Genomic DNA, 17,590 nt, shown 5'->3' with positions numbered 1-17,590 from the left:
CGACCTCCTGAATCATTTTCACCTAGTATAGCGCTCCTTGCCCCTCATTACTTTATTATACTTGATGGCCAGGTACCATACCACAGATAGCCTGTTCTTCTCTCCTGATCAATATCACTGAGCTTGTATTTCACGACGCCGTCACGGCCTACGAATATGGGCTTATTAGTGCCAAGCTCGTAAAAACGCGACCAGATCGGCGTTTTTACGCTAGGATCATTTTTAACAATGACATCATTACCGGTCTTGACGACACTGATTCCGGTAATTTTGACCGCTTTGAACCAGTCTTCGGCGGCTTTGATGGCGGCGGCGATTTGCGTAGTGGACGTTCTGCTTTTCAGGAATTTCACAATAGGCACACTTTCCTTGGCGCTGAGCGAAGGAACCTCGTAGATTCTTGCCCCTGCAGGCTTCAGTGTACTGGAGTCATGCTGTTGTCCCCACGCGGTCAATTTACCGTTTGTCACGACTTGCGTTTTTAGTATACAATCTACTCCCTTAGCGACAGCTTGTTTGCTTTTGCCGGCCAGGGTGCTGTCAATGAATGAAAAGTCTCCTTTTTTATTTGCAACCTCATCCAGCAGGATCATAACATTAATCATGGCATCATCATTGTAGGTAATGTGTGTATGATAACCGGAGCTTTGGTAAACTTGCGGCCACCCGCCATTGGCATACTGCATGTTGAGCAGGAAATTGATGCCCTTAATGGCTGCAGCGGAATATTTGCTGTTATTGGTTTTTTTAAATTCGCTCGCCAATCTTCTGATTTCCGTATAGGTAGCTTTGTTATCAATGGTGGACTTGGCCCATTCGCCGCTTGTTTCCGCGTAGTCCTTCTTCCACCCGCCATCAGACTGCTGGTTGTTCAGAATATCCGAGATGCTTGCCGTAGTGCCCGAAGCATCCGCAGCCCAAACGGTTGAAGCAGGCTGCAATAATACGGCCAGTACAGAAAGAAACATAGAGAAAGCTAAAGCAACAGTTATCGTACTTTTTTTCATTTCAAATTCTCCTTTACCTTTTCATAGTGTGATCGAAAATCGCGTGTATCCTTTTTGGCATCACCCCCTTTATTGCATCTGCATTATTTCTTTTGGCTCTGGGTATACGATTCTTGATATTCCTGAATCATTTTATTGCCTCCTGCCGCCTTCCACTTCTCAATTTCAGCCTTCCAACCGGCCTCATCGATTTTGCCCATAATGAACTTGGTTTCAGCGTCCGTTATCATCTGTTCCAATTCCTTGCCTCGCTCGGAGAACGTTGCAGAATTAAGCGTCAAAGCCGGATTCGGCACAATAAATTGTTCATTTGTTTGACTAATTTCCTGGCTCCTGCGGAACAGATCCGGCTGCTTCATCGCTTTCGCAATATTGTAGCTCTCGCCACGATGCGGAGCGTATCCCGGTATGGCTTCACTTCTTTCAAATCCGCGTCGCGGTCAAGAGGTTCCGTGAATTCGCCCTTATCCGCATAGTGCTTGCCCTCGATGCCTTTCACGATTAGATTCGCCAGTTGCGGATCAAGCAGCTTGTCTACGAAGGAAAGCACCTTCCTGAACTCAGCTTCTGTTTTCACGGAAGATTTAGGAATCGCCAAGAAGCCGGAATTGCCGCTTTCCCCGGGAACTCGGCAGCCATTCGCCCCTTCCACGGGAGCGGCTCCGATGACCGCATTCGGAACGACCTTCACGATTTTATCCTGCCAGCTTTGCGCATTGCCGCCGGAAATACGAATGCCTGCGCGGCCGGATTCGTAAGCTTTATCCACTTCCGCCGTATCGACGACAGGGAAATCCTGATTGATCAGGTTTTCATTGTACAGTCGTTTGAATAATTTCAGCGTTTCAAAGAAAGGTTCAGTCATAAACTCCGGCGTAAAGATGCCCTTCTCAACCTTCCATTTAGCTGGTCCTCCTTGAGAAACAGAAATTCGTGTCAACGTAGAGCTAACATCCTGGTTGTATTTTTTCTCCAGCATAATGCCATAGGTGTCATTTTTTCCGTTTTTATCAGGGTCATCTAAAGTAAACGCTTTAATTACATTGTACCAATCGTCCAATGTTTTGGGGGACTGGAGATTCAGCGCATCCAACCAGTCCTTTCGGTAATGAATGACGGCGCTATATACTTGCCAAGGGGAACCTAAACCATCGTAATCCTTGCGGGCCTCCTTCTTAACGTTGAGAAGAGTTTTAGCAGATGAGTTTAGTAACGCGATTTTTGAAAGCGCATTATTTTCGCTCCAATCTTCGCTGCCGACGGCCACATCTGCCCGGTAGTTGTGAAGAAAAACCTGCAAAAATACATGAATTTGCACCCTCAATGCACTGTTCACGACGAATTCCTGCAATTGTGCAGGTTTTGCGTCACGTACAGGGGCTCAAGTTCATTTTCAAGGAAAAAACCTGCATTTTCGCAGGCTTTCTCCAAAATGAACCGTTTCTACAGAAAAAACCTGCACTTTCGCAGGCTTTTGCGCCTCTTAACCCGTTCATGGGCGGCTGCGCCGTCTTCGCCGTCTCGGGCCGGATCCCGGAGCGGCCACCGTCTTGCGGCTTCAGGGGCTCCTCTCCCGGTTGACTCTCCGACCAGGATGCTTGTCCTGCGCGCCTCTCAGCTCCCAGCCGTCGCGCTCAGGCAATCGGCGTGCCGTTCGCTACCGGGACATCGGGCTGCAAGAGCACGACGTCGCCTTCTTCCGGCGTTCCGCCCAGCACGAGCACTTCCGACTGGAACCCGGCGATGCGCCGCGGAGGAAAATTCACCACAGCCACGACCTGCCGGCCTATCAGCGTCTCCGGGCGATACCTGTGCGTAATTTGCGCCGAGGACCGTTTGATGCCAAGCTCCCCGAAATCGATTTCTAGCTTAATCGCCGGTTTCCGCGCTTCCGGAAAAGGCTCCGCTTGCACGATCGTACCGATCCGAATATCCAAAGATAAAAACTCATCTATCGCTGCCATACTTTTTGCCTCTTTCCCAAAAAAATCGCAAACATGGCATACCCCAACCCCGCTCCCGCAGCATTCAAAATAATGTCATCCGTATCGAAGCTTCCCCGCTTTGTAACGAGCTGCAGCAATTCCAGTACGAATACCCCGGCCAACATGACTGAAATAAACTTGCCAAAACGCCACCGGAACAAATAAGGCAGGCCCAATCCAAACGGTACGAACACACCGATGTTTCCGACGATGTTGATGATCCATGTTTTTAGCGGGTAATGTTCCCTGTTGAAGAAATAGTCGTCAATCGTCCGGAAAGGAATCAAATTATACCGATATTCGCTGAAACCGGCATGACTTCTTCCAAATCCGAAAAACATCCAATATATCAGGCAGCAAGCATACAAAATCATAGTATATCGAACCAATCTAAGCACAGGCGGCTACCTCTGCGTCCAGGTGGCTCTCGTATACGCCAATTGCATGCCTGCCCGCTGCATATTTCTGCAGCTAACCGAAGCGTACGACGCTTGTCCGGCCACTAGCCGGCATTGATGCTTCTCAGCCTCATGCAGCCTTCTTTCGATCAGCGCTTTTTGCACGCCTTTGTTTCTGAACGCCGGAAGTGTGGCGGCAAAAGTCAATGAAGCGAGCCCGCTTTTCATATACATAACGCCAACGCCCGCCGGCTCCCCGCCAACATGTCCGATGAAAAACTTCCAGCCTTCCCTTTCGAAAAGGACGCTGTTATTTGCCGCCACAAAACTTTTGCCGTCCGGAGACAATCCCGTCCCCAGGCAATGAATTTCGGCATACAAATCGAACTCGTGCTTGTCCAGCGGACGAACCGTCACCCCCGCCGTCGCCTCCCGGGGTCCGCACTCATGAGGCAGGCCGGCCAGGCTTGCATGGAAACCGGACTGGCAAAAGCCTTTTCCGGACAGCGCCCCGAACAGTTCGCCGCTCGCTTTTAAAGGCGTAATTTCAAATTGAGGCCGCCCCTCCCGCTCCCGATAAAACTGCAAAATATCGTCCAGCAGATCGATTTCGCGGGCGCTTATTCCTTTTACCGTATTGAACTGCGGCCAAGGCATCTTTTGGCTGTAAAACGCGGTCGCGCCGCCGAAAGCGCGGATTTCCACCCCCATCGGATTCCCCGGCCGCTCTTGGATAGCCGTCATCCGATCAACCATGTAGTCAATTTCAGAGCTTTCAATCGCTTCCGCAGCAGCAACGTCCCAAAGCAGCGGCATCGCACATCCTCCTAATCGGTTAAAATACCCGTATGTATTTTTCACTCCGCCCGAAAATATCTGAAGTAAATGCATGCTATAGTAAGAGTATAACTTATTTTGGAGGTAATTTCCTGATGGAATGTCGTACCGGATGTGCCGCCTGCTGTATCGTCATCTCTATCTCTTCGCCCATACCCGGCATGCCGAACGGCAAGCCAGCGGGCGCCCGCTGCGTCCAGCTTACGGCCGATAACGCCTGCAAGCTGTTCGGCCATCCCGATCGGCCCGACGTGTGCCGCAGCCTCCAGCCTTCGCCGGATATGTGCGGGCAAACCGATGAGGAAGCTTTTCGCCGCTTGGCTTTTCTCGAAGAGATCACGAAACCGCCCGCCTGCGGTTAAAACAATTAGAATGAGGGGAGACGCCGAAGGCAGGAGCAAGTCTAGTTTTGCATAAGATCTTTCCCTGCCATCTTCAACTGGAAGTATTGCGGAATACCTGCCTGGAGCCATCAGTTTTACACACTACTATGATCTTCCAGGGGTAACTGCTCAAGTGTCGGGTACTTCGATTATAGACACAGATAATGTATATCACTTTGCCTATAGTATTTATGGCGGGTGATGGATCGACTCATAAAGAAATCACCACAGTATAGCTTTTTTCAATATTTGTTCATTTTTGGGACAAGCCATATATTCATTCCATATATGCTTTGTCCGATATATAATACAAACAGGGTAACTTTACATTATACATACGCCTCAGATTGCCTGTTACAAACATGACAGGAGGAAATATTGGGCCTCTTAGAGCACAACAAGCGGTTCTTAACTCTAGTAGCTTACGGATAAATCCGGCAAGCAAGCAAGGAGTTCCATCACCCCAGCTTCATGAAGAAAAACTCTCCCGATTCGTTGTTCAAGACTCTATGGAGATTAGTGAGACTGGCAGACAACTGGCGGAAGGAGCTATTGTCTCACAGGCTGCCAAGTATTTCGGTACAACACAGATCAATGATTCATTAAACCGTGTTTTGGAAGGTCAGCCAGAAGAAGTGTCCAATGCAGTGTACAATATGATTCAATCCAATTTTATCGTCGACGGAACGGTAACGGATGAGAATCAGCGGGCTGTATTGCTAGAGATGGGAGTTTCCCAATCCAAGTATATTGCTGACCATTATATGAAGGGCGATAAGGCCAAAGAATTTCTGGAAACCATGAACCAGATAGCTAGAATTGCTTTGACACGATCCATTGATCCAGAGAGCGGAGATATTAGTTACACGACTCCAACAGATCGTCCGTTAGGTGCTCCTGAGGATTACGTCAAACTGTCGGAAGTGATGAAACAGGCGGATCCTCAACAATATGCGGCATTCATGAATGACATTAAAGGTGGAGGTAATGGACTGAGTCAACTGTTAAGTTTTGCGCGAAAGGTCCCTCAACACCCCGAATGGATTAACAAATACAAGGAACGTACGGGACAGACTGAAGAACTGTTAAATAACACACAGTTAAAGAATCGGTTTGACAAAGCTGATACGACTTCGGCTTCCGCATTTATGAACAGTATGCAAAATCTTCTTAAGGAAGCTTCCGCTACTCAGGACTCATACATGCAGAATATGCGGGGATTTTTTCGGAACTTGGGTGTTCAGGTTGGTTAAAACCTTCAAATAATTTTACTCGTGATATTGAGGAAGCACCTCTAACTTGGGCATTAACGCCTTCGTTTGAGGCGCTTTTTCTATTTTGGCCGAAGCGAGTCTGTAAAGCTCTTTGAAAAAAAGAAGACCATAAACGAGGGCCGGGGCTTGTTGTCTACCTACAAACTACTATACGATTTCCTAAAAAACTCCTGTAGTTTCAAAGTTAACAATAATACCATCATTTTCACTTGTGAGTACTAGCTTTACTTGCTCTAAAGCAGGGTTTTCTTTCGTTGAAGTAACTGTAACTTCTAGTATTTCATTGCTGTCAGGAACGAATAATTTTGGTTCTGTCTCGTATTCTTGAACATTGGAAAAAGTTAGTAACCCATTAGTTATCTCGGGCTGCTCTTCTCTATAATTTGACTGTTTCCAGTTACACAATTCTAACTCCAAAATTAGTTTCTGATCTTTAAAATAAACATTATTTACAAGACTGTCATGCAAGTTGTATATTTCAAAAAATTCAGTTGGTTTCATTTTATTCATTCCTTTTCCGGTACAATATGAGATGGTTTTGAACCCTACGGGACTGGATTCCCATTCTTATCAATATAATGCATTTTTCCAGTACTATTTGGATTATAAATATGATCGATCAAATCTGACTTTAAATCCCGTAGCTTCATCAAGATATTCTCTAGAAGTCGTATTTTTAACCTTTCGATTCTCAGGGGGACGCAAGTCTCTACATCCATTCCCGTCAACAGAATGGCAACATGCACATCACTCGTTTATATATCTCCATTACCGCTATAAAAATCTGGGTTGCTAAGTGTCAGTACGACGCAATCCTGCCTTGGCTAATTGAAGATGAAGTAAACTCTCCCGTTGTTCCATTTCCACTTTAAAAATGCCCAGTAACATGTCTTCTACCATAAGGCCATTCGTTGCACCGTTTTGCCGTCTGACAAAATCAAAAACCACTTGTTTGCATGTCTCGCATACTTGAATTATACCAAGCAAACATTGTTCTTCTTGCTCGTAATCGGCCTGCTCTCCCATTGATGTTCGCCCCCTCCCCGCTGGCTTGATGAATTCTATTGGCTTTAATATCGCCGTGGAGATACAACCCTTGATAAGATCTTAGTGGTCAAGGATACGTTTGACTTATACTTTCCTGAGTGGTAAAGCCGTCATAGCTCATTTGATACGCCAATTGGGATAATGACTAATCCGGGAACAATTCCTTTAATTCAAACAACCGCTGTATGGCTGTTGCTTCTTGTCAGTTGATTTTGATTGCCTTTTGCCCCTTCTTGGCTTTGTACCCGAGCGCCACCCGCCTTCCGGCATAACCGCCTTGCTCGGGCTTTCTTGTTACGGCCAAGGTTTAACTTCATACTGATTTCTAACCGTTGTTAGGCCTTGAGCAATTCAGTAAGCCCATTGATTAAGAAATCAGAGGCGTCTTTCCTGTAAATGCTGTATGCTGACTGTTCGATGTTTCTTACATTTACGCTATAATTCTTAAACTCCCAATGAACAAACATCCTCACAATGCCAGACTGCCATAAGCGGCTTGTATAGAATACGACAATCGCATCGATGTTCGGGTTACAAGGACGGCTAACTTGCTTAGAAAGTAACTCTGTCAACCTCTAGCATGTCTTCATCGACTTTAGTCCCACACTAATGCCTTCGTCAGCATAAACGTGAATCATATTCCATCCTTGAGCCTAACAATAGGAGTGGATTTCGTCCTGCTGATACGATAAGCTGTAGCCGTCTTCGGCTTGTCCGCTTGTCGATACTCTGGTGTCCGTTGACATTCATCCCGCCCCCTACCGTTACGTTACAACGTCACAACATCATTATATGACGCTACAGCGTAACACGCAATGTATTTTTTCACAAATCATGGTATATTGTTGTATATACCCATTGGAGAAGATACAAAATGAGAATCAAAGTCAGATTACAAGAAATTTTAGATGAACAGGGTATCTCACAACGCCAACTTGCATTTAAGGTTAACATGCGTCCCGGCACAATTAATGCCCTGTGTAGAGGAACAACTGATAGAATTTACATTAGCACCCTCGAAGAAATATGTAGGGCATTGAACATACATATCCATGATTTGATTGTCATGGAGGATGTGGATGATAAGCAATCATAACGCTTCGGTACTCAGCGGCAGTAGAGCCTGTGATTCGATGATGTTCTCTACAGGAGCCATCCAATTCCGCAAATTTTCGATATCGTGGCGGATAAAAAGAAACCTTGAAAGGCATGAGCCGATCAAGGTTTTTCACATAAGCATGAAGCTATCCAATCCAAGTTCTTTGAGATGTTAATTGCCTCACTTATCCAATCCATAAAATGGTATCATCTGTTTTAAAAGCTAATGGCAATTCTTTAATAAGCAAATCAATCCTAGTGACCATATATTCCAAATCACTATTCTTAAGATTAGATTGTGCCCATATTCTCAAATTTTCTAGCTCCAGAAGTATAGATTCCAACTGCTCCTTTCTTAATTCTATTCCATTCTGAATCCCAGAAATTTTTAACTCCTCAATAGCTGGTTGCCAGAACTTTGTAAAGAATTCTTCGCGAGATACTGGTATTTCAAAACCTAGTTCAAATGAATCATCCTCTGGATTCATTCTAAACACACTAACAGACATTATTGGTCTCCAAACTGAGCTGAAAAATCATAGCTCGGATATTTGATTTTTAATTGATTAATCTCATTTTGAACCGCTGTTCTTAACGCAGGAGTATCAGCATTTATCCTAAAAACATAGTTATTTATGTTTTGAATATCGCTGACTGATGGAACACTTTGGCTTCCATTTGTTGTAGGTCTTGTTGATTCAGCATTTTGAATGGTATCAATTCTATTTACCGTTTTATTATAAATCTGTTTTTTCGCCCATTGTTGTTCTGTTTGTGGTACAGTCGGGTTTGACATGTATAAACCAGAAGCATTTTTATCCTCAAAAATAGTTTTACTATTTAAATCAATTTCATCTAATTCTGTTAACTGATTTTTGGGAGCAACAACTTCAACTCCTTTGAATTTACCCTTGCCCTTGCCCTCACCAAAATACTGCAAGTTCAGCTTAAGTCTATACCCACTTGAAGTTTGTCCTGTCACCTCGGTGTTTGTACTCGTGTCAGTTGTCGTTGATTTCACAGATACGACATCGCTGGGACGTCCGGAATTAACTTTAAACCCTCCACTAGGTAATCCAAAAACAGCAAGACCGAACGCTTCATCAATTCTACCCACCATATCTTGCCTGAATGACTCGCTAGCTTCATAGATACTCGATCCTTTTTGGCTAAGGTCATATTCCATTTCGTACAATTGCTTGGTGCCACCCAATCCTGGCGTGTAGTCGATTCCTATGTCTTTAAAGTCATCTTCCGTGATCGTACCACCGTTTCTCTCCATCGTGTCTAAGACCACTAAAGACTGCTCTAGAGTTAACCCTGAATTTTTACCTATGTTAGTAATAAACCTAGCTTCATTACCCGTTACATTATATGAAAGATCAAGGCTAGCCTTCGAACTCTGAGTTGAGGTCTGAGTATCCGAATTGTAAGAGTAAGAATAACTGGAACTTACACTTAAATTCGTTCGGCCAATCGTAGTGACGGTTGTCGTGGAGGTACCACCCCACTGACTGGCATTTTTAACGGGCTCGCTAGTCTGAATGCCTGCCGCCGCCACGGCGGATTTCCACTCGCTTTCGGTCATGTAACCTCGTGATGCATCGGCCTTACTATTCACACTCTTAATTGAATCGTTATTAAAGGAGAGCGGCGTTACAACTGCTTTATACGAAGCGGCGTCTTCGCGCACCCCATTTGCTTGTGCCTGAATCGCTTTTTTCTCTTGAGGTGTTTGCGCGTTGTAATAGGCACTCGTGAGAGCAATAATTTTGGCTTGCGCTTCTACGTTAAGTTTCTTGTCATTCTCTTCCCAATGCCCTGTTGAATCCCAGAAATTGATCGGATCATTGTGCACATACGTGTACAAGTTCAAGCTTAACGGATTATGATCCTCACCCCAATAGCTATCTTGTGAGTTGAACCGCCCAATGTACGGATCATAATATCTCGCACGAAGATAATACAACCCCACTTCCGCATCATAAAACTCGCCTGCATAACGGATAGAGTTGGCGTACGTTTCCACCGTCAACGTCGCATTCCCGAACACATCGTAGTCATACTGGTTCTCGACTTCGCCGCTCTCAGATACCGTCTGCACCACGTCGCCGTGGCCGTTGAACAGGTAGTAGGAGAGCTTGTCCGCCGCGTCGATGCGGGCGATGTAGTTGATGCCGCGCACATAGCGGGCTTGCACCGCGCCAGCCCCATCTGTCTCCAGAATAACATACTGGCGATCGTACAAGTAGTTCGTCACTTTCGCCGCGTAGCCGTCCTTCGAGCTTCGTACCGTCTTGCGAGTCCGCAGGTCGTCGCCATCGTAGACGTACTCGACCGTGACCCGCTCGCCTGCCTTGACTCTCTCCACCTGCTTCAAGCGGTTGAAGCCGTCATACGTATTGCTGACTTTCTCGATCAGGCTGCTGATGTCGCCTTCGATTTCGTCCCCGTACGGGTTCCCGCCGGTCACTCGCCGCATGTCCCGGTTATGCGGACGGAGGTAACTGACCTTTTGGCGGATTTCGTTGCCGTTGTTGTCGTACAGGTAGCTGGTCGTTTTCTCCAGCACTGCTTTGCCGGCTTCGTCGCTCATTTTCTCGACGAGCTGCAGCAATTCGTTGACGCCGTCGTACATGTACTCGCTTTTCTTGATCAGGTACTTCACTTCCGTGCCGCTCACCGGGTCCGTGTAGCCACTTGGCTGTTCGGACGTGTACGTCTCGCTTTGGGATTGCCGGTTGCCGCTTCGGTCATACGCGTAGACNTCGCTTTTCTTGATCAGGTACTTCACTTCCGTGCCGCTCACCGGGTCCGTATAGCCGCTCGGCTGTTCGGACGTGTACGTCTCGCTCTGGGATTGCCGGTTGCCGCTTCGGTCATATGCGTAGATGGTCGTTTTGCCCGGCGCCTCGGCTTTTTCGATTCTTCCCGCCGCATCGTAGCTGTAATTCGTTGTGCCGTAGCTGTCGGTTTTCGCCGTTTGTCTTCCTGCGTCGTCGTATGCGTAAGCGTACTCGGATATAAGGCTGCCGTCCGGCTTCTTGTTCACGAGCTTCATCAACCGGTTGTTTTTGTCAAACGCATACTCTTCCTTCACTCCACCCTCGTAAGCAATCGACGTGCGGTTGCCGTTCTCGTCGTAGGTGTAGGCAGTCGTCTTGCCTTGGAACGATACGCTCGCCATCCGGCTTGACTTGTCGTAGGTGTAGGATGTAACGAAGCCTTTGGAATCTGTGACGGTTTCGATGCTGCCCACGGCGTCATAGGTGTAGGCAATCTGTGTAGTCCCGCCTTTGGAAATCTGCAGGATACGGTTATTCCCGTCGTACGTATAACTGCTTGCCCCGCTCTCGTCGGTCATCGACGCCCGGTTGCCCGCTTCGTCGTACGTATAAGCGACCGAATCGCCTGTTTCCTTGACGGTTCTTTCCAGCAGCAGGTTCCTGTTGTCGTACACATAACGGGTATGAGTGCCATTGCGGTCGGTCATCTCCGCTGCGTTCAGAGCCAGATCATAGCGATACGCGATCGACTGACTCAACGCGTTCGTGACCGAACGCAGCAATCCGAACGCCCCGTAGCGGTAGCGGGTGACTTTCCCTTTGCCGTCCGTCATGTCCAGCTTGTTGCCGGCCATGTCGTAGCTGTATGCAACGCTTACGTCTAACGGGTCGGTGACCCGGATGAGACGTCCGGCAGGATCGTAATCGTACGATTTGGCATGGCCTAATGCGTCCGTCTCCTTGACTTTCTCGCCCGCCGGATTGTATTGGTACAGAGCGGTGAACCTCTCCGGCTTGTTCTGTGCGGCGATCTCCGGGTCCACCGTGCGGATGACGCGTCCGGCCAAATCATACGTGTACAGCCAGCCGTATCGCTCTTCATCTGTGCTGCCTGAAAGATACCCTTTCGCGTCGATCTTTTTGATTACATTGTTGTTGGCGTCGTACATGTTGCGGGAGATGACAATGCCGTAAGGGTCAGTCACCGTAACAAGACGGTTCAGCTTGTCATATCCGTACGTCATGCTGTTGTTCCGGGCATTCGTCTCCACAAGCTTGTTGCCGGCCAAATCGTATTTGTATGTGAACGTATGCTGCTCAGGGTCTGTAACCTGCCCTATACGGTTTAAGGCGTCAAAAGCGTACTGTGTGACAAAACCTCTCTCATTCCGCTCCGCCACGCGATTGCCGACTTTGTCGTAGGTGTATTGCTTGTAAACGTCGGCTCCGTTCACCTTGCGGATCACTTTATCCACGCGGTTCAGCGCATCGTATGTGTAGGCGATGATATACGGCTCCTGCTCTCCCCCCGCATACCGGTACGCCCGCGGATCGATTTGCTTCGTACGGTTGCCGAGAACATCGTACTCGTAACCGGTTATGATGCGGATTTTGCCCGCATATTCGGCATCCCGCAGCGCCGCGGCGTCACTCAAGCTTGCCGCATCCAAATCAGCTTCATCCATCAGCTTGATCCGCTTCACTAACCGATTCGAGTTGTCATACTCGAACTTCTCCACATCGTAAACCGACGTTTCCCGCAGCTTCTGCGTCTTGACGAGATTGCCGTTCTTGTCGTAATCGCTTTGCGTGTAAGCGCCACTGTTGTCGGAAACGGTTTTGAGCAAATTATTATCGTAGTACGTATAGGTCGTTTCCCGCAGGAACGCCGCATCCTTCGAACCTGTCACGGTTTTCTTCAGCAGATTTCCCACGGCGTCATACGCATACGTCTCTACGGTATAAATGGTGCTGCCGCTTCCGTCCCGGTCGACCGGCGTTCTTTTGACAGTTAGCCGGTTCGCTGCGTCGTATCGGAGAAGCGTCACGCTGCCCCGCTTATCTTTGAAAGAGACGAGGTTGCCGACCAGATCGTACTTGCTTTCCGTGTAATCGCCGTACGGGTCTTTCACCGTCTTTTCTTTACCGAAAGCATTGTATGTGTAAGTGACCGTATTGCCTAACTGATTCGTTTCGGCGATTTTGCGGCCCAGCCCGTCATACGCGTAGGCGATCGTTCCCCCGTCGGCAAATGTTGCCTGGTGCAGCGTGCTGTCGGCGTTGTAGGCATAGCTGGTCTCACGGCCCAGCGAATCCACGGTTCGAATCACGTTGCCAAGCACGTCATAATCGTAATCCGTACTATTTTGCAAAGCATCTGTCTTGCGAACCACGCGTCCCAGCCCGTCGTAAGCAAAAACGGTTCCCGCAGACGTCTGCATATCCCCTGTATATCTCAATCCGTCCGCGACTTTGCGGATTTGCCCGCGAGCGTCGTACTCCATATATTCGATGCCGCTGCCGTCAGGCGAGAAGGTAGCTGTCCGGCGATTCATCGCATCGAATGCATAGGCCGTACCCGCCAAGCTTGTGACTGAGTCAGGGTTATCGTATGCCGGATCATATTGATTCGGCATCACTTGCTTGATCAAGTTGCCGACAGCATCATAGACGTATCTCGTTGTCGCCAGGGAGCCGTCCGCAGCCGGCGTCTTTTTGCGGATCAACCGGTTCAACGCATCGTACTCATACACGATGGAGACGCCATTCGCATTCTGTTCTTCCAGCAGATTGCCGTTCGCGTCGTAACGATACAGAGCCGTTCCATGCAAGGAGTCGATCTTTTTCACCGGTTTTTTGTCAAAATCGTACTCAAATTGTGTAGAACGTCCTTGCGCGTCCGTCTGGCTCTTCAAACTGCCGTTTTTGTAATAACTGTAGGCAGTGGTTGAAAGAACCCGATCCGTATAATCATTGTCGTATTTAGCGCCGGACAAGTAGTCGAGACTAAGGTCGGAGGTCTTTACAAGCAAGGACTCCCCGATCAATTGGGACCTCACGTCGTATGCATACCTTCTGACGTTGTCATCGCCGTCCGCTGCTTTGTGCAGCTGCAAGGTCCTGTTCCCCGTAGGCATAGGCTTGGATCATTCGGGTTTTGCGGCGCTTGCAGGCTGCGAAGCGCTGAAAATAGCTCTTTACGTCGGTAGCACAGTACAGCGGGGATAAAAAAGAACCCCCAAGAGATGTTAGCTCACTTGGGGTAGATGCTCGGTTCAGCTAGATAAGCTTTACCTTGTTCGAATTAAATACCAGTTGTTGTTTGAAATGTACTCCGTTTCAAAACGACGCTGCTTACTGAACTTCTCTATCCAGCCGCCTGGGTGTTCTACAGAATGGAATCATAATAACCCTTCTCGAAAACAATTACCCCTTCTACAGGCTCTATTGGTTCCTTTTCAGCGAATGGAGCATATACTCCAAATCCATACTTTATGGAAGTAAAACCATCTACATCACATATTAACGCATTATCAAATTGCTTTATCATATCCCTGACTTCCGCATAAGATTTACCGAGAAGGCTATACCCATTAAAAATTACTGAAGCAGGAGAGAAAAACTCAATAGCATTACATACCCCTGATTTTCTATAGTACACATGGCACAACTTGTAAGCGTCTGTTTCAAAATCAGCAGTGTTAGACTTACGAAATTTTTCAGGATGAGAATTCAGTACTTCTTGGATTTCCTCAGAAGTCATTCCAAGCAAGATACTTCCGGCTCCGATATAAGGATTTATTACAAATTCCATGGTCATCCTCCTCATTATCCCTTAAATTTTGGGATTTCTTCAGTCATATGTGCTCTCCTGGATGAATTGGGCTATGGTGACAGAGGCGGGGATTCCCGTCTCTGCCTATGATTGCATCGCATAAGGGGCCATTTGTTCGATTGACTTTCGCGAAGGTCGCTAGCCTACTTTAGTGAAGATAACTCGCTACTGCGTTATCTCTTGCCCATCTAGCATCATCCACGCTGTGTGCATATCAAGCGCATTTTCAATTTCAAAGCAATTATAGCGCTAGGTTGTCCCATGCGCATCTACAACCGTCAATGTGTCGCTATTATCATCATAATGACAAACCTGAAGTTGCACCGGGAATTAACTCCTCACGTTGGCTCATGACCTCAATCATTAAATTGGCTCCAAGCCTGAATCCATGCAGAAAAGCCGCTTCAACATGCATACTATCAACGCTGTCGCACAGGTCAAAATACTCCTCCAACTCACGAAACGTTTCCTCACCTAATCGTTCTCGCCATTGCTTTGTCTGTGCAGCCACTTGTCGGCTTAGGGGACGATATTCAGGATGAGACGGTACAATCACCTCATCGGGATGAAGTTGTCCACGGTACAGGGCTTCCAGAATCGTTTTCATGTTCATCCTCCCATAATTGTCAATCGCGTCGCTTGAATGAGATTTCTGCACATGGTAGGATATTTATGCAGCCTGCTTATTCAAGCGGTTGCGGGATAGGAAGTGGCATTGTTCTTCGTCGGACGCGCCGCTTCCTTCTTTATTTTTGGAGCTCGTCATACACCTTCTCAATCCCTTTGCGGACGATATCTGAACGTGTCGTATTCAGCTTCTCGGCGGAAGCATCGAGCTTGCTCATAATCTCCTGATCGACACGTATCTTAATCGTTTCGCTCTTGGGATTGTCAGATGGTGGACGCCCCATCTTTTTGGAGGACATCGCTTCACCCCACTTTTTGTCCCAACAATAATATATTATTGTTGGGACAAAAAGTCAATGCAATCATCCCGTTACTCACTGCTTTCTTTCTTGGCAGGTTAGTACTTTTGACACGAGACTGCTGTCTCGTATCGGGAAAGTGAGGCGCTTAATTTGCCGCCTTTGGAACACGATTTATCAATAAGCGAGCGTATCCGAATTGCAATGATTTACAAAGAGAATCCAGAAGTGCCTAAGAAACATTTTTCATCTTTGACACAGTCCTCCTCGGAGTGGGATTCTCGTTTGAACGAAAGTGTAGATCGTAGACGCTTTATTCGGGATCCCAAAGCATATCTCGCTGCATTGGAGCAGGAATGGGACGAGACGTGTTGTTAGTTAATTATGCTGTCGTAGAAAAAAAAGACCTTGAGGTAATCCCCAAGGTCTAAATCTCACTTTTGATATTTTATCAACTCATTTTTGATTACATTTTGTAGCTGTGGTAATAAATCAAGAAATATTCGATTATCAAACCACTCTGCATTCCTCCAAAATTCTTTATAATCATTAAGTTGCTCATTCAGTAGCAATAAATCTTCCGATGATAGTTTTGAAAATTCCTTCTTCCCGTGAGCAATATCAGAAAGTACTTCGAAACAATCAATGGGTATTCCGTCTACTTTGATACCTTGACATAATTCTTTTAATACATCTATCTCTTCAACTTGTTCTTTAGAAAACAAATTCCCTACCCCCTATTCTGTTAAATCAATAATCATATCAATAGTCTTGCCAGGATTTGCAGACGAGGAATTAGGTGCTCTCATCCCAGTAATTTTTAATTCGGTAAAACCTTGCTCCTTCGCCAAGGCTATTACCTGATTTTTCCACGCTACAATATCCCTAGCACCAACAAGGTTTTTGGCATCATTGCCGCTTATCCCATCAGGATAAATAGCTATATCCTTTAATGTTAACGAAGTACCATTTATTTCAACTTCTGCAACCCCTTTTATTGAAACACCTGATTTCGATTTAAGAGAAGTCTCAAACAGTTCCCCGTTCGTAAACGAACAATTAATGTTATGAACCCAAATTCCCAGACTACTTACAAAGTAAGTATGGAAATCAGCAACAGTAAAGTTGTATACCTTTACTTTTTCATCGTGATGCACGATTTCAATGTTGTCAATCTTTAGATGATTTCCGTTGCTTTGAACTAACTCATCGCCCACCTTCAAATCAACAGCAAGTACCCATCCCTTGCCATCAACCCAAAATGGATGATTATCAGTTGTCTCAATAATTTGATTGCCCACCGACAACTTATAGGTAGTATCTTTCATATTGCGATGCAGTTGGACAACTTCCTTGTAAGCCTGTTCCCCAGTCTCTTCATTCTTGGAAAGAACCTTATCTCCGACCTCAATGTCTTCGATATTTTTCTCCCCTTCGTCTGTGAAAACTTTGGTTCCGGCAGTGAAACAGTTGCATCCACCCACTAGCCTATTAGCCGATTTTTCCAGATCCGTAACTTCGTCAGCAACAGGTTTTTCAAGCTTGTTAACTCCCTTAACGAGGGTATACACTTCGTCTCCGCTTTTCAAGACGCCAACAATCGGTACAAGTCCGATTCCATCCAGTGTTGTCTGTCCTGCGTGTCCCCATGTCCACTCCCAGTTTATAAGATCTGCAGACACATCTCTCACATCTGCCGGCAAATCCAATCCGGTAAGTCCCAAAAGAACTTGAGCTATTGTTCCTTCCGTCGTCACCTTATCTGTAAAATTCCCAAGAATCACTTGCTCAAGCGCATCTTGGAGTCTGCTATGCTTCTCCTCCGGCGTATCGGTAACTTCAGAGTGACCATGTTTGGCTAAGATTCTATCCGCTTTCTCGATGACCTCGCTGTTTTCTTCAATTATAGTATCTAGCCGCGATAAAGTCTCATCATACCCTTTCCTTACATTTCGAATCATAACAAGTTGTTTTTCTTCTTGCTTACGCAAGTCCTTTACTTCGTCTAACAGTG

18 protein-coding genes are annotated in these 17,590 nt (G+C 46.6%); 3 read left to right on the top strand and 15 right to left on the bottom strand.

What is annotated here, in order from left to right; all coding sequences use genetic code 11:
• Positions 1–47: 47 nt before the first annotated feature.
• The 6 genes from pelA to AC6RNO_RS18420 all read right to left on the bottom strand — a co-directional run bounded on the left by pelA (position 48) and on the right by AC6RNO_RS18420 (position 4,206).
• On the bottom strand, positions 48–1,007 hold the full coding sequence (gene pelA, locus AC6RNO_RS18445; protein WP_497106305.1) for a pectate lyase: 960 nt from the start codon (positions 1,005–1,007) through the stop codon (positions 48–50).
• Positions 1,008–1,090: 83 nt separating this feature from the next.
• On the bottom strand, positions 1,091–1,366 hold the full coding sequence (locus tag AC6RNO_RS18440) for a hypothetical protein (RefSeq protein ID WP_488436904.1): 276 nt from the start codon (positions 1,364–1,366) through the stop codon (positions 1,091–1,093).
• Positions 1,363–2,343, bottom strand: coding sequence for a type 2 periplasmic-binding domain-containing protein (locus AC6RNO_RS18435; protein ID WP_497106304.1), 981 nt, complete (start codon positions 2,341–2,343; stop codon positions 1,363–1,365). The genes AC6RNO_RS18440 and AC6RNO_RS18435 overlap by 4 nt, the downstream gene beginning before the upstream one ends.
• A gap of 298 nt (positions 2,344–2,641) precedes the next feature.
• The gene (gene csaA / locus AC6RNO_RS18430; protein ID WP_497106303.1) at positions 2,642–2,971 is read right to left on the bottom strand and encodes a chaperone CsaA; all 330 of its coding nucleotides are present in this window, start codon (positions 2,969–2,971) and stop codon (positions 2,642–2,644) included.
• Positions 2,959–3,366 carry a VanZ family protein gene (locus AC6RNO_RS18425; protein WP_497106400.1) on the bottom strand — a complete coding sequence of 136 codons (408 nt, stop codon included), beginning with the start codon at positions 3,364–3,366 and terminating at the stop codon, positions 2,959–2,961. Before AC6RNO_RS18425 ends, csaA begins: the two co-directional genes overlap by 13 nt.
• A gap of 30 nt (positions 3,367–3,396) precedes the next feature.
• Entirely contained in the window at positions 3,397–4,206 is an 810-nt protein-coding gene (locus AC6RNO_RS18420) for a GNAT family N-acetyltransferase (protein ID WP_497106302.1), read from the bottom strand.
• A gap of 116 nt (positions 4,207–4,322) precedes the next feature.
• Between AC6RNO_RS18420 and AC6RNO_RS18415 the strand changes: the two genes are divergently transcribed.
• Together AC6RNO_RS18415 and AC6RNO_RS18410 are read left to right on the top strand one after the other, a co-directional pair.
• Positions 4,323–4,589 carry a YkgJ family cysteine cluster protein gene (locus AC6RNO_RS18415; protein WP_474687176.1) on the top strand — a complete coding sequence of 89 codons (267 nt, stop codon included), beginning with the start codon at positions 4,323–4,325 and terminating at the stop codon, positions 4,587–4,589.
• Positions 4,590–4,972: 383 nt separating this feature from the next.
• Positions 4,973–5,863, top strand: a complete 891-nt coding sequence (locus AC6RNO_RS18410; protein ID WP_497106301.1) for a hypothetical protein — start codon at positions 4,973–4,975, stop codon at positions 5,861–5,863.
• A 180-nt stretch (positions 5,864–6,043) separates the two neighbouring features.
• Here AC6RNO_RS18410 and AC6RNO_RS18405 read toward each other — a convergent pair whose 3' ends face one another.
• Positions 6,044–6,385, bottom strand: coding sequence for a hypothetical protein (locus AC6RNO_RS18405; RefSeq protein ID WP_497106299.1), 342 nt, complete (start codon positions 6,383–6,385; stop codon positions 6,044–6,046).
• A gap of 291 nt (positions 6,386–6,676) precedes the next feature.
• Positions 6,677–6,910: a hypothetical protein gene (locus AC6RNO_RS18400; protein WP_497106298.1), complete on the bottom strand. Its 234-nt coding sequence runs from the start codon at positions 6,908–6,910 to the stop codon at positions 6,677–6,679.
• 895 nt (positions 6,911–7,805) lie between these two features.
• Between AC6RNO_RS18400 and AC6RNO_RS18395 the strand changes: the two genes are divergently transcribed.
• The gene (locus tag AC6RNO_RS18395; RefSeq protein WP_497106297.1) at positions 7,806–8,027 is read left to right on the top strand and encodes a helix-turn-helix domain-containing protein; all 222 of its coding nucleotides are present in this window, start codon (positions 7,806–7,808) and stop codon (positions 8,025–8,027) included.
• 187 nt (positions 8,028–8,214) lie between these two features.
• Here the strand turns inward: AC6RNO_RS18395 and AC6RNO_RS18390 are convergent, their stop codons facing one another.
• The 7 genes from AC6RNO_RS18390 to AC6RNO_RS18360 all read right to left on the bottom strand — a co-directional run.
• Positions 8,215–8,538, bottom strand: coding sequence for a hypothetical protein (locus tag AC6RNO_RS18390; protein WP_497106296.1), 324 nt, complete (start codon positions 8,536–8,538; stop codon positions 8,215–8,217).
• Complete coding sequence (locus AC6RNO_RS18385; RefSeq protein WP_497106295.1) at positions 8,538–13,952, bottom strand: RHS repeat-associated core domain-containing protein; 5,415 nt, start codon at positions 13,950–13,952, stop codon at positions 8,538–8,540. Before AC6RNO_RS18385 ends, AC6RNO_RS18390 begins: the two co-directional genes overlap by 1 nt.
• A gap of 251 nt (positions 13,953–14,203) precedes the next feature.
• A complete protein-coding gene (locus AC6RNO_RS18380) occupies positions 14,204–14,629 on the bottom strand; it encodes a hypothetical protein (protein WP_497106294.1) in 426 nt (141 codons plus the stop codon).
• A 319-nt stretch (positions 14,630–14,948) separates the two neighbouring features.
• Positions 14,949–15,257, bottom strand: a complete 309-nt coding sequence (locus tag AC6RNO_RS18375; protein WP_488435944.1) for a DUF6809 family protein — start codon at positions 15,255–15,257, stop codon at positions 14,949–14,951.
• A gap of 139 nt (positions 15,258–15,396) precedes the next feature.
• Positions 15,397–15,576, bottom strand: a complete 180-nt coding sequence (locus tag AC6RNO_RS18370) for a ribbon-helix-helix protein, CopG family (RefSeq protein WP_474687059.1) — start codon at positions 15,574–15,576, stop codon at positions 15,397–15,399.
• A 434-nt stretch (positions 15,577–16,010) separates the two neighbouring features.
• On the bottom strand, positions 16,011–16,301 hold the full coding sequence (locus AC6RNO_RS18365; protein WP_497106293.1) for a hypothetical protein: 291 nt from the start codon (positions 16,299–16,301) through the stop codon (positions 16,011–16,013).
• Between the two features lie 12 nt (positions 16,302–16,313).
• Positions 16,314–17,590 (bottom strand): polymorphic toxin-type HINT domain-containing protein (locus AC6RNO_RS18360; protein ID WP_497106292.1); only part of this gene is annotated, 1,277 nt, incomplete at its 5' end.

The organism is Paenibacillus sp. sgz302190, from assembly GCF_059820445.1.
This window is presented reverse-complemented; position numbering and strand designations above follow the sequence as displayed.

What these genes read in the sequence shown, in the direction of transcription:
- AC6RNO_RS18390 (WP_497106296.1), bottom strand. Translation starts at nt 8,538, where the DNA reads ATGTCTGTTAGTGTGTTTAGAATGAATCCAGAGGATGATTCATTTGAA.
- AC6RNO_RS18425 (WP_497106400.1), bottom strand. Translation starts at nt 3,366, where the DNA reads ATGATTTTGTATGCTTGCTGCCTGATATATTGGATGTTTTTCGGATTT.
- AC6RNO_RS18405 (WP_497106299.1), bottom strand. Translation starts at nt 6,385, where the DNA reads ATGAAACCAACTGAATTTTTTGAAATATACAACTTGCATGACAGTCTT.
- AC6RNO_RS18420 (WP_497106302.1), bottom strand. Translation starts at nt 4,206, where the DNA reads ATGCCGCTGCTTTGGGACGTTGCTGCTGCGGAAGCGATTGAAAGCTCT.
- AC6RNO_RS18415 (WP_474687176.1), top strand. Translation starts at nt 4,323, where the DNA reads ATGGAATGTCGTACCGGATGTGCCGCCTGCTGTATCGTCATCTCTATC.
- csaA (WP_497106303.1), bottom strand. Translation starts at nt 2,971, where the DNA reads ATGGCAGCGATAGATGAGTTTTTATCTTTGGATATTCGGATCGGTACG.
- pelA (WP_497106305.1), bottom strand. Translation starts at nt 1,007, where the DNA reads ATGAAAAAAAGTACGATAACTGTTGCTTTAGCTTTCTCTATGTTTCTT.
- AC6RNO_RS18380 (WP_497106294.1), bottom strand. Translation starts at nt 14,629, where the DNA reads ATGGAATTTGTAATAAATCCTTATATCGGAGCCGGAAGTATCTTGCTT.
- AC6RNO_RS18410 (WP_497106301.1), top strand. Translation starts at nt 4,973, where the DNA reads ATGACAGGAGGAAATATTGGGCCTCTTAGAGCACAACAAGCGGTTCTT.
- AC6RNO_RS18375 (WP_488435944.1), bottom strand. Translation starts at nt 15,257, where the DNA reads ATGAAAACGATTCTGGAAGCCCTGTACCGTGGACAACTTCATCCCGAT.
- AC6RNO_RS18440 (WP_488436904.1), bottom strand. Translation starts at nt 1,366, where the DNA reads ATGAAGCAGCCGGATCTGTTCCGCAGGAGCCAGGAAATTAGTCAAACA.
- AC6RNO_RS18395 (WP_497106297.1), top strand. Translation starts at nt 7,806, where the DNA reads ATGAGAATCAAAGTCAGATTACAAGAAATTTTAGATGAACAGGGTATC.
- AC6RNO_RS18370 (WP_474687059.1), bottom strand. Translation starts at nt 15,576, where the DNA reads ATGTCCTCCAAAAAGATGGGGCGTCCACCATCTGACAATCCCAAGAGC.
- AC6RNO_RS18400 (WP_497106298.1), bottom strand. Translation starts at nt 6,910, where the DNA reads ATGGGAGAGCAGGCCGATTACGAGCAAGAAGAACAATGTTTGCTTGGT.